Annotated in this window: 10 protein-coding genes; 6 read left to right on the forward strand and 4 right to left on the reverse strand. The window is 44.2% G+C overall.

All coding sequences use genetic code 11. The features are described 5' to 3' along the window. Nucleotides 1-36: 36 nt before the first annotated feature. The gene (locus KJ365_RS04045; RefSeq protein WP_214450354.1) at nt 37-3705 is read right to left on the reverse strand and encodes an ExeM/NucH family extracellular endonuclease; all 3669 of its coding nucleotides are present in this window, start codon (nt 3703-3705) and stop codon (nt 37-39) included. Between the two features lie 720 nt (nt 3706-4425). Here KJ365_RS04045 and KJ365_RS04050 point away from each other — a divergent pair. After that, a complete protein-coding gene (locus tag KJ365_RS04050) occupies nt 4426-5589 on the forward strand; it encodes a GGDEF domain-containing protein (protein ID WP_214450355.1) in 1164 nt (387 codons plus the stop codon). A 61-nt stretch (nt 5590-5650) separates the two neighbouring features. Here the strand turns inward: KJ365_RS04050 and KJ365_RS04055 are convergent, their stop codons facing one another. Further along, a complete protein-coding gene (locus KJ365_RS04055) occupies nt 5651-6130 on the reverse strand; it encodes a PGPGW domain-containing protein (RefSeq protein WP_352109327.1) in 480 nt (159 codons plus the stop codon). An 89-nt stretch (nt 6131-6219) separates the two neighbouring features. On the opposite strand from KJ365_RS04055, the gene KJ365_RS04060 reads away from it, so the two are divergent. Both KJ365_RS04060 and KJ365_RS04065 read left to right on the forward strand, forming a co-directional pair. Next, nucleotides 6220-7665, forward strand: a complete 1446-nt coding sequence (locus KJ365_RS04060; protein ID WP_214450356.1) for a phospholipase D-like domain-containing protein — start codon at nt 6220-6222, stop codon at nt 7663-7665. Nucleotides 7666-7734: 69 nt separating this feature from the next. Then, entirely contained in the window at nt 7735-8493 is a 759-nt protein-coding gene (locus KJ365_RS04065; RefSeq protein ID WP_214450357.1) for an endonuclease/exonuclease/phosphatase family protein, read from the forward strand. A 68-nt stretch (nt 8494-8561) separates the two neighbouring features. Here the strand turns inward: KJ365_RS04065 and KJ365_RS04070 are convergent, their stop codons facing one another. Further along, nucleotides 8562-9182, reverse strand: coding sequence for a response regulator transcription factor (locus KJ365_RS04070; RefSeq protein WP_214450358.1), 621 nt, complete (start codon nt 9180-9182; stop codon nt 8562-8564). A gap of 74 nt (nt 9183-9256) precedes the next feature. After that, on the reverse strand, nt 9257-9781 hold the full coding sequence (locus KJ365_RS04075; RefSeq protein WP_214450359.1) for a GNAT family N-acetyltransferase: 525 nt from the start codon (nt 9779-9781) through the stop codon (nt 9257-9259). A gap of 302 nt (nt 9782-10083) precedes the next feature. Between KJ365_RS04075 and KJ365_RS04080 the strand changes: the two genes are divergently transcribed. Genes KJ365_RS04080 through KJ365_RS04090 form a run of 3 tightly spaced genes read left to right on the forward strand, consistent with a single transcriptional unit; the run spans nt 10084 to nt 15051 of the window. Continuing rightward, on the forward strand, nt 10084-11121 hold the full coding sequence (locus KJ365_RS04080; RefSeq protein WP_214450476.1) for an HlyD family secretion protein: 1038 nt from the start codon (nt 10084-10086) through the stop codon (nt 11119-11121). Continuing rightward, complete coding sequence (gene rbbA, locus KJ365_RS04085) at nt 11122-13929, forward strand: ribosome-associated ATPase/putative transporter RbbA (RefSeq protein ID WP_250884011.1); 2808 nt, start codon at nt 11122-11124, stop codon at nt 13927-13929. Continuing rightward, nucleotides 13930-15051, forward strand: coding sequence for an ABC transporter permease (locus KJ365_RS04090; protein ID WP_214450360.1), 1122 nt, complete (start codon nt 13930-13932; stop codon nt 15049-15051). It abuts the gene before it with no gap. The last annotated feature ends 4 nt before the right edge of the window (nt 15052-15055 follow it).

Genomic DNA, 15055 nt, shown 5'->3' on the forward strand with positions numbered 1-15055 from the left:
GCTAAAACTATGTGTTGTATCCTACGCTTAGCTACTCTATTGAATAGCACAACGAGGACGCGTACATAAAAATACAAGCAGTCTTACATCTAGTACCGAGATATTACCGTCTTCATTTAAATCAAAGCTCATATCAATTTCTTGTCTAGATTGTATTGCGCGAATCAAACCACGGATATCATTGACATTCACATCTCCGTCACCATCCCAATCACCTTTTACAACACCTGCGTCTAATTGCAAAGACACTAACACTGGGTCGTGATCACTCATGCGATAGGCATCAGGTGAATACCACTGAATCTGTTGATCAGCGGTTTTGAAGTTAAGGTTATAATCAAGTACAACGGGCTCGTCAGCGTTAATATGCCACTCAGTAGTATCAACCACTTTATCAAGCAGGCTATCGCTGGCGAGGGCATGGTCTAAATAACCCATTTCACCGCCAAAGGTATAAGAGTATGCCTGTGCGCCACCAAAGAGGTTAGCTAGGTCCGTATAACCGGTCTCTAATATAGTGCGAATTGGGTCTTCTTTGGCATAGGCGTTAAGGTCGCCAATAATAAGCGTTGGGGTATCGCCAAAGTTCTCTGCTAAGAACGTAGTAAGAGCTTGTGCCGCCAATGTGCGCGTAAGGTTACAGCTGCCTTGCCCTGTTTGTGTATCGTCGTCGCCTTCGCCACAACTGCCGCCTTTAGATTTCAAGTGATTTACGCTAATGACAATTTCTGCGCCATTTTCGTTTAAGGCAAATTTTTGGATAAGAGACGGGCGATTTCTTCTGTCGTTAAACAGGGGCTGACCGTTCTCGTCCACGATAGAGTTTTCGCTACTTAGTATTGCCAAATCACCGCTTAAGCTCACTACCGATGGTTTGTAAATCATTGCAACGGTAATTGCGTCAGTACCGATTGTGCTGCCTGGGTTAACAATTTCATAGGTACCTTCACCCATTTCAGCATTAACCGCACTCACTAAGTCGGCAATTGCACTGCCTTCACCAAAGCCGTTGTTTTCAATTTCCATGAATCCAACAATGTCAGCGTTCATCGCGACAATTGCGGCTACCGTTTTAAGTTTCTGGCGCTCGAATTCGCTGCGCTCAAAACTGTCAAAGCCATTATCTTCAGCACCGCGACAGCTTAATTGGCTAGGACCACACACCGAACCGGGTGCATCTAGTGTAGTAAAGTAATTCAACACATTTAAGCTGGCAACTGTAAGATTTCCTGGCGCTAGCTCAGGCGCATCTGTGCGCGGGTTAGTTCCCGCAAAAACTGGCTCTTCTACCGCATAAATCATGTATTCACCGCGCGTGAAATCGAGCACACCTGTAAGTGAAGACACTGTATCACCAAGTCTTAGGGTGTTATTGGCCGAAAGGTTACCCGTAGGGAACACCACAACGTCTGGATTTGAGAAGTCGCTAGCATCATCTAACACAACACGGTTTAGCTCATTAGCAGCAATCAATGCTTGGTTAGCTTCACTGCCTGGCAACTCAATGTTGTTAGGGGTGAAAAGTCGACCGTTTGATAGTGTGACACGGCCAAAGCGACCAAGACTAAAGTTATCGGTGACTGTTAAAGGCGCTTCGCTGCTAATTAGCATACCTTCTAGCGCTTCTAAATCATCAAGCGAACTTACCGGCAGGCCAAAAGGTGTTGCTGCGATGGTGTTTGCGCCACACGTTTGTGGAGCAGCTAAAAGCTCAAGCTGAGTACGTCCAAAGCGCTCTGATATTGCGCCATTCAGTAATACTACGTCGCCGATAGCGGGCGCTTCAAAATCAATAGAACCGTTAGCAACAAAAATACCTTCAGAGGTTGCAGGGTCAGCATCGTTGTCGACGGCTTCTTCTTGAACCACAAAGCCACTTAAGTTAGGCAGAATAGCCGTTACCGACGCCTGCACTAATACGACTTGGTCTAGTAGTGGACTGACTGGTCCGTTACCTTGCACGGCAGAAATTAGCGTGACATCTGGCGTATTACATACTAGCGGTGCTGCGGTGGTAAATGTGCTAGAGAATGTATTTTGAAGTGGGTTTGCACCACCGTCGATGTCGACCACTGAGTTTGCGTTAACGGTTAGTGTGCAATTCTCATTGCCCGCTAGCTCGTTTACCAAGGTCAAGTTGACCGTTGAGCCTTCAACAGTTGCAATCAGGTCTACCGCTTGGCTGATGCTGCACTGTAAAGTAGGCGGATTGATTATAGACACTTCTTCACTAAAGGTAATGGCAATTGACGTGTCTACGCTGACATTGTTAGCACCATTTGCAGGTGCAACATCAACGATTGTTGGTGCAACATCGGGCACAACACAGCCAGAGAATGTGCTGCCATCGATACGTGTTCCTGGCGAGAATAACGCGCCATTTGCTTGTTCTATTGAAGAGTGTTGGGCAAAGCCTTCACCGGTAATATCTGGGTTAAGGGTAAGAGACTCGTTACGACCACCTTCACTACCATAAGAGGTGTCGATGCTGATTGCGCCATTTGAGAGAACGATTGAATCACCACCATTGTTCAGGCCAACACTTCCACCTGATGCGGTCTGCACCAAGGCACCGCCAAACAGTCCAACTGGCGTTCCGCCGCCAAAGACAACAACAGCACAACCTGGCTCTACAATAGACTCAGCAGGGAAGACGTGTCGTACACCAACCCCGTCGCTCAATGTCCATCCGCTGATGTCTGTCGCAAGTTCACCGGTGTTAACAAGCTCGACAAATTCGTCTTGAGAAGAATTACGAACACCATCGCCGTTAGCATCGCCAGTGATGTCGCTAGCTGGGTCTGCATGAATTTCATTGATGACAAAATCGATGCTGGCATCTAAGTCAACAGTCGTGAATGTGACGGTGACATCTTCTGCCATGTTGTTAGGTGCGCCGTCTAAATCGGTAACGTCGGTTGCTCTTAATGTAAAACTACACTGATCGTTTGACGCAAAGTTTTGGTCTGGGTCGACTATGTAGCTCGTACCACCGCCAGAAAGTGTGGCAAAAATCGAAACCTCGCTGGCACACACAATTGGATTTATGCCGCTAACGTTCACATTTTCTGAAAATTGTAGTTCGATATTGGCATCTACTGCCACATTCACATCACCATCGGCGGGGGTGATTGTTACCGTAGGCGCTAAATCTTCAATACTATCGCCAAACGACTGTTCAGCGTTGACTGAGCCGGGGCTTTCGGGTGATGGTTCAGCCCAAGAAAAATCTGCATATGCTTGGCCAATGCCAGTAAGCTGCAAGGAGAACCCTACTGGCGTGCTGCCAGGTTCGCTTACGCCAATGTCTGTGCTGGTTAAACCATTAGCAATACCATTGGTTGCTGTGAGTGTTCCTTCATAGCTTAAAAATTGGACAACGTTGCCATTGTTGTCGACTAACGCAAGGCCGTCGGGTGAACCATTTTGAATGCTCGACGGAGATACTGTGACAAATCCGTAGCCATTGCTTTGTTCGCTAACAACGCCAGACAGTGCACTTGTCGCATAGCTGGTGCCGTTACTCCCGTTATAAAATACGACTGACCATCCGCTAAGGTCAGTCCCTGCAGGTGCGGCTACTTCGACAAATTCACCGACGTCACCACCTGTGTTGTCATAATGAATTTCGTTGATAAAAACGGGCGTTGCTAGTGTTGCGGATGCATACACTAGAGATAGCGCCGTTGCTAATGTTCGTTTCATGGTATCTCCAAAGGAAGCTTTAGCCGGTTAGCCGGCTTTTCGTTATTTTCAGTTTATAATGTTCGGTTAAGTCTGTTACATACTCATGACAGCAGCGAAAAAAGCGGAATAAAATGAGCACCTTCACTCCGCCTTGAAAGGTGCGATGAAGCAAGAACTGCACCTATTATATTTATAATTAAAAACAATCACTTAGTGCAGTTGATATTTAAAAATACAGCGAAGTGTAAAACAAGCTGACAGTATGTGGTTATATATCCTTCAAACATTGAGTAAATATTGAGCGCATAGCAAGGGCGAGTATTAAGTAGGATGAAAAGTTAACTCTTAAACGAGGTCATTGCAGTTTTATGGGCTTAACACGGCTGAACAAGGGGGATTTCAAAGTGAATATTCAACTGCTTGTTGTGCGCGTTGGGACATCTTTTCTGATCTTGCGATTAGCTCTGATCGGCAGCCTAGTATTTCGTTCAGTGCACTGACATTTAACTCGCCATCGAGCATATTAAAACCAAATGCATCTATGATGCGCAATTATTACAGCGTCTATCAGCTAACAGTGTGATTTAAATATTTTTTCATGCTATTTGGCTATGGGTAAGAAGTATTCCTACTGCTTTAAAAAGCTAATCATGAATACCCTAACGTTAAAAAAGCATTATTAATTGAATGTTTCTGAAGCCATAGGATAGAATGAAAAAAATTCAAAAAGGTTAAATTATGCGCAGTTTGCTCAAAAAGTATTCACCCGTAAGGTTGATTGCCGCTACCGCATTTATCTCGATTTTTATCGTATCGGGCTTGGCCATATTTGTGTATGCGGTTATTAATAAAACCATAGACGAACAAACTACCTTTGCGACTAAAATAGACGTGGGCGGGTATCAACGGATGCTGTCTCAGCGCATTGCGTTTTACACTACTGAATATGCTACAAGCGGCAATGCAAGCGATAAAGCCATTGCGCTAGAAGCTATTGACTTATTATTTGAGCGCCATCAGATGCTGATTAATAAATATCAGCAGGTAAGCGTCACAGAGCAAGATAACTTGCTAACCGACAAATTACAGGCCCTTTATTTCACTGCTCCCAACGACTTAAACACAGCTCTGAATGAATATGTTGCTTTAGCGAGAGACTTACTGAATGTGCCTGCTACAGCAGATGAACAAACGCTCGCGCGCTTAAAAACTAACTCCCAACAAATTTTGGAGAAGTTCGATCTCGTTGTACAGCAGTATGAACAAGATAGTAATGAGCGAATTCGAAAGCTTTCTAACTTGCTTGGCATTACATTCATTGCTGCAGCTTTGCTAATCGTAGGATTAGTTTTATTTGTGATTCGACCTTTGTTACTAGCATCTGAAAGGCTATCTGAAAAATTACAACTTGAGGCGCGTAAAGACTTTATGACTGGCCTGCACAATCGCCGAGTGTTCCCTGTACTTGCCGAGCAAGCTATTACAATGAGCCGCAGACGTCTATTGCCAGTAACGTTGATTTTGTTTGATATTGACGACTTTAAAGCCGTCAATGATCAATACGGACATAAAATGGGTGACGAGGTTATACGAGCGCTTGCAGAAACCATACGCGCAAATAGCCGAGATTCTGATGAAACCTTCCGTTTTGGTGGGGATGAATTTGTGATGATATTGCCTTTCACTGATATTGATGGTGCTATGAGGGTGGCGAATAATATTCGGGAAAATGTCGCAAGGCTGACCAAACCCACGCAATTTACGGTAAGTGGCGGTGTTGCATGCGTATACCACGATGAGGATTCTATTGAACCAGCCTTGCAACGGGCTGACCATTCTCTTTATAAAGCAAAAGGACAAGACAAGAACCGTATAGAAATATATGATTTAAACACTGCGTAACGAACAGTCAATACTCCCTTTCATTGTTTATCATATTGAACGTTCTCTTTTACACAAGGCCTTATTGAGGCTCATGCGGGTCTGACTCAAAAATAAACGGTGGTTTATTGGCTTTTTTTCTAAACCAGTTGAGGCTGGCGCGCACAGATTTTCGCGCCAAAAGGTTTTTCTCTAAAGCGTGTTTTCCTGGGAAGGGGAGCAAGCTTAGGCCAAGTACGATAGTGAGTATGCCTTGTCCTGGCAACACTAGCATGGCAATCCCGACCCCTAACAAGCAAATGCCCAGCAGTATTTTTAGCGCGTAAATGAAATAGCCGAAGGTGGTATGTGTGGCGCGGGTAAACAAGTGAAACTTTGAATTGATATTGCGAACCCGTTTTTCGCTCGGCGCAGCAGCGTGAGGGCTATTCTTAAGGAAGTATTTAGCATCTAGGTGAGTAATCATGTAATGCATGACAAGCAAGTACGCTAAGGTCACCGCCGTTGTTAACAGCAGTGTGAAGATAATAAAGTGTTCGCCTAGCGTCTGGGTCAAATACACTTCTGTTTTGTTGTATAGTTCGCTTACCAATGAGATAGTGTGTCCGGTTCAAATATCACCATGATTGATGCAAAACAGGTTGAAAGTCAATGATTCATGAATGGCTAGAATGGGCCTCCCAATACTGGGTAGGTATTAGTGTATTGATACATGTGAGTGTGTCATCAATTACAGCCATGCACGTAGTGTTATACAAAGAAAATGAGCGCACATCTCTAGCATGGATTGGGCTGGTGGTATTATCTCCCATTATAGGCAGCCTGTTTTATTGGATTTTTGGCGTCAATCGTATTCAGCGCTTTGCACAGAAAATACATCCCCCAGAGATAAACAACGATATCCCCATGGAATTGTCTTCCATAGACTTTCATGATCTGCCCGAGCACTGGCGTGGCTCTATTAAGTCTGGCAGCAATATTCACCCTTTTAGTCGTTTACAATATTGTGATGTTGAGCCACTTGTGAATGGTGATAACGCATATCCCGCCATGCTTGAGTCGATTGATAACGCGCGCAGGCATATCATATTATCAAGCTATATTTTTGAGCATGATGCCATAGGCAAGCAGTTTGTTGCGGCACTTGCAAACGCCAAGCAACGAGGCGTGACAATAAACGTGCTGCTAGATGGCATCGGTATTCGATATGGATTGCAACATTCTCAGGGAGCGTTAAAAAAGGCTGGGATAAAGACAGCACGCTTTTTACCAACGGTCTCATTAAAAGGCATCCGCTTTATCAATCTAAGAAATCACAGAAAAATTCTTTGTGTTGATGGGACGCATGCGTTTATTGGTGGTATGAATGTCAGTAAACACAATGTCATCGCTTCATCCAATAGCCCTATAGATGATATTCACTTTAAAGTGACAGGCGCTGTAATTGATCAAATCAGTCAGGTGTTTATCGAGGATTGGTATTTTGCCACCGGTGAGATGATTGCCTTTCCTTTATTTGATAAAACAAACGCGTCAGCGAATCAGGGTTCGGTACTCGCAAAAGTTATTCAGGATGGCCCTGATGAGCATCATAATAAAGTCAAATGGACCTTGATAAACGCGTTGGCGTGTGCAAAACAGAACGTGAAAATCATGACGCCCTATTTCGTTCCAGATAGCGTTTTGATGGCGTCGCTGCATGCTGCGGCATTGCGAGGCATAACGATTGAAATCATCGTTCCCCAAAATAGCAACATTCTGTTTTTAGATTGGGTTCTACAGGCGAATTTCTCAAGGATAATTGCGCATGGTATCAAGCTGTATCAGAACACACGGCCCTTTGATCACAGTAAAATTATGATAATAGATGATGTGTATTCTTTTATCGGCTCGAGCAACTGGGACGCAAGAAGCCTAGAGTTTAACTTTGAAATTAACCTAGAGTGTTACGATAAAACCCTTAATGCCAAACTCGCTACATTTTTTGATACGAAGAGAGAGGCGGCTAGGCAGGTAACCCCAGAGCAAGCAAAAGGATTTCCTATCTACAAACGAATGCGAAATAATCTATTTCGTTTATTTTCTCCGTATTTGTAAGTGGTGTTACCGTTTAAAGGGGCTGTTACGTACTATGCTACATCTCATGAGCTCAAGATTAGTTAACCTATGATATCTCACCAATATAATCCGCTAGAGTCACTTCGGGTAATGGGCAATGCGCCGCAAGACGCATTAGGCCCAAGTATTGAAGTATTATTGTGGAATGTGTTTAAGTGTAAAAAATCTGGATGGCACGAAGATTTCGTGAGTTTGATTAAACACAAGGACGTGGTGTTACTACAAGAGGCGGTGTTAAATTCACGTTTTGATTTTCAATTTACCCGCTCCCGAGAGCATCAGTGGATTATGGCCCGCAGCTTTAAGAATATGCGCGATAATGTTGAGAATGGCATAAAAACAGGCTGTCGCGTGGCGGCTATTGAGCATACATTTGCTGCATCTGCACATAGCGAGCCCATCACCAAAACAAAAAAAATGTCACTGGCTTGCCTTTACCCCATTGCCAATAGTCATCAACAATTATTGGTGGTAAACGCGCATCTGATTAACTTTGTGTCGATAGATAAGTTTATGAGCCATTTAAAAGGTGTATTTGAGGTGCTTAACGCGCATCGCGGACCGGTAATAATGGCGGGGGACTTCAACACTTGGAACCGTCAGCGGCTGAAATACTTGCAGTCGTTGGCGACCGCCTTTGCCTTAAACGAGGTGGAGATAACGCGAAGACCAAGAATGCACCATTTGTTTCAACACCTCGATCATATTTACTGCCGTGGTTTACGCACGAATCACGTGCATGTTCATACGAATATTCATACTTCAGATCACTTCCCCGTAAGCTTATCCGTTACCCCAATTGTTTAGCTTATCGACGTCGTCAAACCAGATAAATATGACGCCTAATCGAGCGCTTCGGTCGAGCTTATGATGCGTTAAACACTGCCTGACATTTCTTCCACAAGTTTGCAGCGCACGAGAGCGGGAAGAGTTTTAGCATCGAGTTTTTTCATGACATGCGAGCGATGCACCTCAACGGTTCTCTCACTGATCCCTAAATCATAAGCAATGACCTTATTCATATCGCCATTTGCCACACGCTCGAATATTTCTCGCTCGCGCTCAGACAGCGAAGCTAGCTTGTTCAATATTGCATTGCGCTCTTGTTGGTGCTTACTTTGCCCCGCATCTACTTGCAGCGCCTGATTGATGGTGTCGAGCAAATCTTGTTCACGGAAGGGTTTGCGAATAAAATCCATTGCACCATGGCGCATGGCTTCAACTGCCATGGGAATATCGCCATGACCAGTGATAAAGATAATGGGTAAAGCAAACCCTCGCTCTTTTAAGATTTTTTGTAAATCTAGTCCAGATATACGAGGCATTCTTATGTCTAGCACCAAGCATCCGCCTTGTTTTTCATCGTAGGCATCTAAAAACTCTTGAGCGCTGCTAAAAAGCTGCGCAGGTAAACCTACGGTTTCTAACAAAAGGCTGAGGCCTTCGCGGATACCTTCATCGTCATCGACGATATATACTATTTGTTCTCTTTGCATATATATTACTTAGTTGATTAATCTGGTGTACCCATAAATTGGGACAGCTTATAGCTATACTATTGGTTTTTTGCTCAAAGCGTTAATGAATAAATCATTTGTTGTGCGTCATCAGGGTCTGTTTTTGCCTGCATCCCCATCTTCTTGGCTAATTTAATAATACGGTGATTGCCGCTCATTTCGATGGAATATAGGCGTTTTACGTTGTTTGATTTAGCATGGGCAATTAACTGCTCAAGCAGGGGGACAGCCACATCAAGATAGGGGAAGTCGTCGGCAATGGCCAAGGCCATCTCGCGTTCATCCTCATTATTGCCTGGCGCATAGCGGCAAACACCAATCTCTTTCTCTTTTCCATCTTCTTGCACCGTAGCGACGTAAGCCATGGTGCTGACGTAATCTATGTCGCAAAGCTTTTTAAGCATATAAGGGGAAAGGTCTTTTATGCCCTCAAAAAATCGCTCGTATTTTGTTTCAAGCGATAAGTTGTGCACAAAAGAGGCTTCGATCTCTTTGTCTTCTGGTGTAATTGGACGCAGAGTAACGAGATGTTGCGCAATATCGAGTTTCACATGGTCATTGGTGAGTAGTTCATTCATTTTTATATCCTGCATGATTTCCTTAACCTAAAGAGAAGTATTAAACCTTTGGTTTTGATTATGCTGACTAATACAGACAAGTGTATTGCGGTGGGTATTTTCTGCAATGAGGGGCTTACCTAATCATATTGTGGCTAGTACTTATATTAGCGGCTCAAAATAAGGCCATTTCACTCGGATCAGCGCTAATCAAACTGAAATTGGGTGTGGGTATCCCTAATAACGCTTGACACGTAAACCATGCACACTATGCCTTGGTGTTTAATTCCCTTCATATTATGAGTCAACGAGCGAATTCAGTGATGATAAAAAAATCTTTTAGTGCGATAGCGATCATGATGATCGTAGTGGTCAGTATGCTTGTCATTTGGCAGTGGTGGCAACAAGAGCAAGCCGCCACTCCACAAGATATTGCATACGGCAACGGCAGGATTGAGGCCGACCAAATCGATATCATGACTAAATATGCAGGTAGAATAGAGCAAGTACTTGCTGCAGAGGGCGATTTAGTTCGTGCCGGACAAGTGCTAGCCATTATGGATACCGATGAGCTCGATAGTGAACTGGCATTAGCGCAAGCTCAATTGGCTCAAAGTAAAGCGGCGGTGGAGGAAGAGATATCGATTATCGCGCAGCGTCAAAGCGAGCTAACGCTTGCCGTCCAAGAGCTCAATCGTGTGATACCTTTAGTCAAATCAGGTGCACTGTCGCAAAGTGACTTAGATCAAAAGCAAAGTGTCAAAGACAGTGCGCAAGCTGCCTTAGCCGCGGCTAACGTGCGCTTAACGACCTTAAAATATGCAGTGACAGCATCTGAAGCCTCGGTAAGCAAAGTACAAACTTATATCGATGAAGCCACATTAGTTGCCCCGGTTACCGGGCGCATTTTATACCGTTTAGCAGAAACCGGTGAGGTACTAGCAAGCGGCGGGAAAGTGTTTACGCTGATTAATTTAACAGATATTTACATGGAAGTGTTCTTGCCCTCCGAACAGGCATTTAGCACGTCTGTTGGGAGCGAAGCGCGCATTAAATTGGATGTTATAGACTATGCAATTCCAGCGACTGTTTCGTTTATCTCCCCTGAATCGCAGTTCACACCCAAAGCCGTTGAGACTCAAACGGAGCGCGACAAGCTTATGTTTAGAGTGAAGGTGCGCATACCGCAGACATTGGTCATGCAGCATTTAGAACAAGTCAAAACAGGTGTCAGAGGTGTGGCATATATTCGCCTTAGCTCATTTGAACAACAAACGCCTTCTGCTTGGCCTGAGTTTCTCACGCATTTGCCCCCCGAACTGGATAGCAATGATGCTTTACCAGATTCTGGATTCAACTAAATGAATGATGACATGCAGCATGTCTTAACCGTTAACCATGTGTCGCATGCTTACGGTAAGAAAACGGCTTTAAACGATGTGTCGATGCTCATCCCAGAAGGGCAAATGGTCGGTTTGGTTGGGCCTGATGGGGTGGGTAAATCAAGCTTAATGGGCCTAATCGCTGGGGCGCGTAAATTACAACACGGTAAGATTGAGGTGCTAGGTGGGGATATTGACTCAGCCTCGCATCGCACTTGTGTAAGCCCTCGTATAGCCTATATGCCACAAGGCTTAGGTAAAAATTTGTATGCTGAGTTGAGTGTCGCAGAGAACTTAGATTTCTTTGGTAAACTGTTTGACCTTAATTCGAGCTATCGTAAACAACAAATTAACGCTCTGAGCACTGCCACAGGACTCCATCCATTTTTATCCCGTCCCGCAGGTAAACTCTCTGGCGGTATGAAGCAAAAACTGGGTTTGTGCTGCTCTTTAATTCATGACCCAGACTTATTATTGCTAGATGAGCCCACTACAGGTGTTGACCCCTTATCTCGGCGTCAGTTTTGGGAGCTAATCGCTGCCATTAGGGCAGATAAACCACGTTTGAGTATTTTGGTGTCAACAGCATACATGAATGAGGCTGAGCAATGTGATTTATTGTTTGCGATGGACGATGGGAAAATCCTCGCCCGTGGCACACCGTTAGAAATTAAGCAGCAAACGAATACCAATGACATTGAAGCGGCATTTATTGCGTTATTACCCGAGCAAAAGCGCAAAGGCCATCGTGCGTTAAGCATTCCTGAACTGAACTTTGAAGGAACATCCTCCTCGATTGTGGCAAAAAGCTTAACCAAACGATTCGGCGACTTTACTGCAGTAGATAACGTGAGCTTTGACATTAAAAGCGGTGAAATATTTGGCTTTTTAGGTTCTAACGGTTGCGGTAAAACCACTACTATGAAGATGTTGACCGGACTGCTGCCGGTGAGTGACGGTGAAGCGTATTTGTTTGGACAGGCTATTGATGCAAGCAATATCGCAACTCGCTACCGGGTGGGGTTTATGTCGCAGAGCTTTTCTTTGTATACCGAGTTAAGTGCGCGGCAAAACATGGTCTTGCACGCTAAGCTGTTTGACTTAGATGATGATAAAGCGACCATCAGAATTCGTGATCTAGCCAGTCGCTTTGGCTTGACTGACTATATGGACACATTAGCTTCATCCATGCCGCTTGGCATTCGACAGCGTTTGTCTTTGGCCATTGCGATCATTCACGAGCCTGAAATATTAATCCTAGATGAGCCTACCTCTGGGGTGGATCCTGTCGCCAGAGATGATTTTTGGCAGCTGTTAGTTGAGCTTTCACGTAACAATAAGGTCACGATTTTTATTTCGACGCATTTTATGAACGAAGCAATGCGTTGCGATCGCATATCTTTAATGCATGCTGGAAAGGTGCTGGCATGTGACACGCCAAACAATATTATCAAAAGCCAACGCAGTGATGATTTAGAAGGTGCTTTTATTCGTTACTTAGAGAGCACAAACTCTGAAGTAGCACAAGACATACAAAAGCCATCAACCGTGTTTGCTAGCACAGCTGATCAAAGCACTATTGAAAGTGACGGTTACCATGGTAAAAACGATCCGCGATCACGTGATTTAAAAGGCAGGCATGACCGTGACCACACTCAGGGTTTTAGTTTACGGCGCCTGTTGGCTTACACCTATCTGGAGGCTAAGCAAATCATGCGAGACCCCGTGCGCTTAAGCTTTGCGTTTTTAGGTAGCGCTTTGCTGTTAATAGTCGTGTCTTACGGTACCTCACTGGATGTGGATAACCTGCGTTATGCAGTCTACGACCAAGACCAAAGCCCACAAAGCAGGGAGTACCTGCGGCAGTTTGAAGGCTCTCGTTACTTTATACAAACGCCTCAAGCAAATAGTGTTGAAGCGTTAGAGCAAAGATTGAAAGCCGACGATATTGCATTAGCAATAGAAGTGCCGCCTGGATTTGGTCGTGATTTAATAAAAGGCGATGCGACCACTATTTCAATTTGGATAGATGGTGCAAATACCCTGCGTAGCAATACGATTGAAAGTTATGTTGAGGGTGTACATGCAGCTTATCTAGTTTCACTTGCCCGCAATAAAGGCTACGATTTATCTGCTTATGAACGCGTAAGTTTGCAGCCCCGCTTCCGTTATAACCCCAGTTTTGAAACCATTTACTCGATGGGGCCTAAGGTGCCAGCAATGTTACTGTTGTTGATTCCCGCTATTTTGATGGCGGTGAGCATTGCCCGAGAAAAAGAGATGGGAACGGTGATTAACTTTTACGTCACACCAACCAAAAAGCTAGAGTATTTACTTGGTAAGCAAGTCCCTTACGTCACCATAGGGTTTATCAACTTTATTGTGTTGACCTTGTTGGTTGTTTTTGTGTTGCAAGTGCCACTTAAAGGAGACTTGTTAGGCCTTAGTTTGGGGGCTGTATTGTATGTCATTGGCTCTACAGCATTTGGCATGTTGATCGCATCGTTAACTAAATCGCAGGTGGCCGCTATTTTTGCAACAACCATTTTATCTATTATGCCTACATTACAATTTTCAGGAATCATTCAGCCCACCTCTACCTTAGAGGGCAGTGGTTACGTAATTGGTACAATTTGGCCGGCCACTTATTATATGCACCTGAGTGTCGCGGCGTTTACTAAGGGCCTGAGTTTTATTCAGTTATTACCCGACCTGATGATGCTGATGTTGTTTGGTCCATTTTTAATCTTGGTATCTTGGCTTTTATTGAAGAAGCAGGAGGCATAGATGCGGGCATTGAAAAACATTGGATGGCTAGGCACCAAAGAGCTTCGCAGTATATTAACCGACAAAGTATTGGTCGTGCTTATCTTGTATTCTTTTAGCCTTGCTATTTATTCTAATGCAACGGCCATTAGCGAGTCGGTTAACAATGCGTCGATAGCGATAATAGATGAAGATCAATCTAGCTTATCAAGAGCTATTGCCAACGCGTTTTATCCACCGTATTTCAACACACCTGAATATATTGAAGCGGACCAAGTTGATACTTACATGGATCAAGATACATTCATGTTTGTTGTGAGTATCCCACCGCATTTTGAAAAAGACGTGAGAGGTGGTCAAACGCCTGAAGTGAAAATCGATATTGATGCAACGGCTGTTACACAAGCAAGTTTAGGCAATGCCTATATACAAAGCATTATCACTCAAGAGATAAACTATTTCGCAAGCCGCAGTGCACAAAGTAGCACATATTCTGTTAGCTTGGCCATTCGACGAGCATTTAATCCAAACGGCACTGGCATGTGGTTTAGTTCTATTAATGCTCTATTAAATCAAATTACGCTGTTAACAATGGTGCTTACAGGAGCTGCATTGCTGAGGGAGCGCGAGCATGGAACCATTGAGCATTTGTTAACGGTGCCACTGAGCGTCATGCAAATTGTTGCGGCAAAGATATGGGCAAATAGCTTAGTGATTGTCATCGCATTTATATTGTCGCTGACTTTACTGGTTGAGTACTTATTGGCAGTACCGGTAGCAGGCTCTCATCTGCTTTTATTGCTCGGCACGATACTATACGTCCTAGTGGTTGCGGCCATTGGCATTCTTTTAGGGACCGTTGCTAAAACCATGGCGCAATTTTCATTATTGGTGCTGCTGCTCACTATTCCAATGATGATGTTATCTGGGGGCATGACCCCAGTGCAAAGTCAGCCTGAGGTAGTGCAAGCCTTTACCTGGTTATTACCTTCTCGACACTATATGAGCTTTACGCAAGCTGTTGTTTTCAGGGGAGCTGGCATCAATATAGTGTGGCCAGAACTGATTTTGGTTAGTGCATTGGGCGTTACGTTTTTAACGATGAGTTTAGCGTTATTCAGGCGTTCATTATCTGCCAGTTAAATAT

The organism is Glaciecola sp. XM2, assembly GCF_018595715.1.
Classification (GTDB): Bacteria; Pseudomonadota; Gammaproteobacteria; order Enterobacterales; family Alteromonadaceae; genus Glaciecola.

Excerpts from the sequence above, each read along its gene's own strand:
- KJ365_RS04065 (WP_214450357.1), top strand. The coding sequence starts at position 7,735 with ATGATATCTCACCAATATAATCCGCTAGAGTCACTTCGGGTAATGGGC.
- KJ365_RS04050 (WP_214450355.1), top strand. The coding sequence starts at position 4,426 with ATGCGCAGTTTGCTCAAAAAGTATTCACCCGTAAGGTTGATTGCCGCT.
- KJ365_RS04080 (WP_214450476.1), top strand. The coding sequence starts at position 10,084 with ATGATAAAAAAATCTTTTAGTGCGATAGCGATCATGATGATCGTAGTG.
- KJ365_RS04045 (WP_214450354.1), bottom strand. The coding sequence starts at position 3,705 with ATGAAACGAACATTAGCAACGGCGCTATCTCTAGTGTATGCATCCGCA.
- KJ365_RS04060 (WP_214450356.1), top strand. The coding sequence starts at position 6,220 with ATGATTCATGAATGGCTAGAATGGGCCTCCCAATACTGGGTAGGTATT.
- KJ365_RS04090 (WP_214450360.1), top strand. The coding sequence starts at position 13,930 with ATGCGGGCATTGAAAAACATTGGATGGCTAGGCACCAAAGAGCTTCGC.
- rbbA (WP_250884011.1), top strand. The coding sequence starts at position 11,122 with ATGAATGATGACATGCAGCATGTCTTAACCGTTAACCATGTGTCGCAT.
- KJ365_RS04075 (WP_214450359.1), bottom strand. The coding sequence starts at position 9,781 with ATGAATGAACTACTCACCAATGACCATGTGAAACTCGATATTGCGCAA.
- KJ365_RS04070 (WP_214450358.1), bottom strand. The coding sequence starts at position 9,182 with ATGCAAAGAGAACAAATAGTATATATCGTCGATGACGATGAAGGTATC.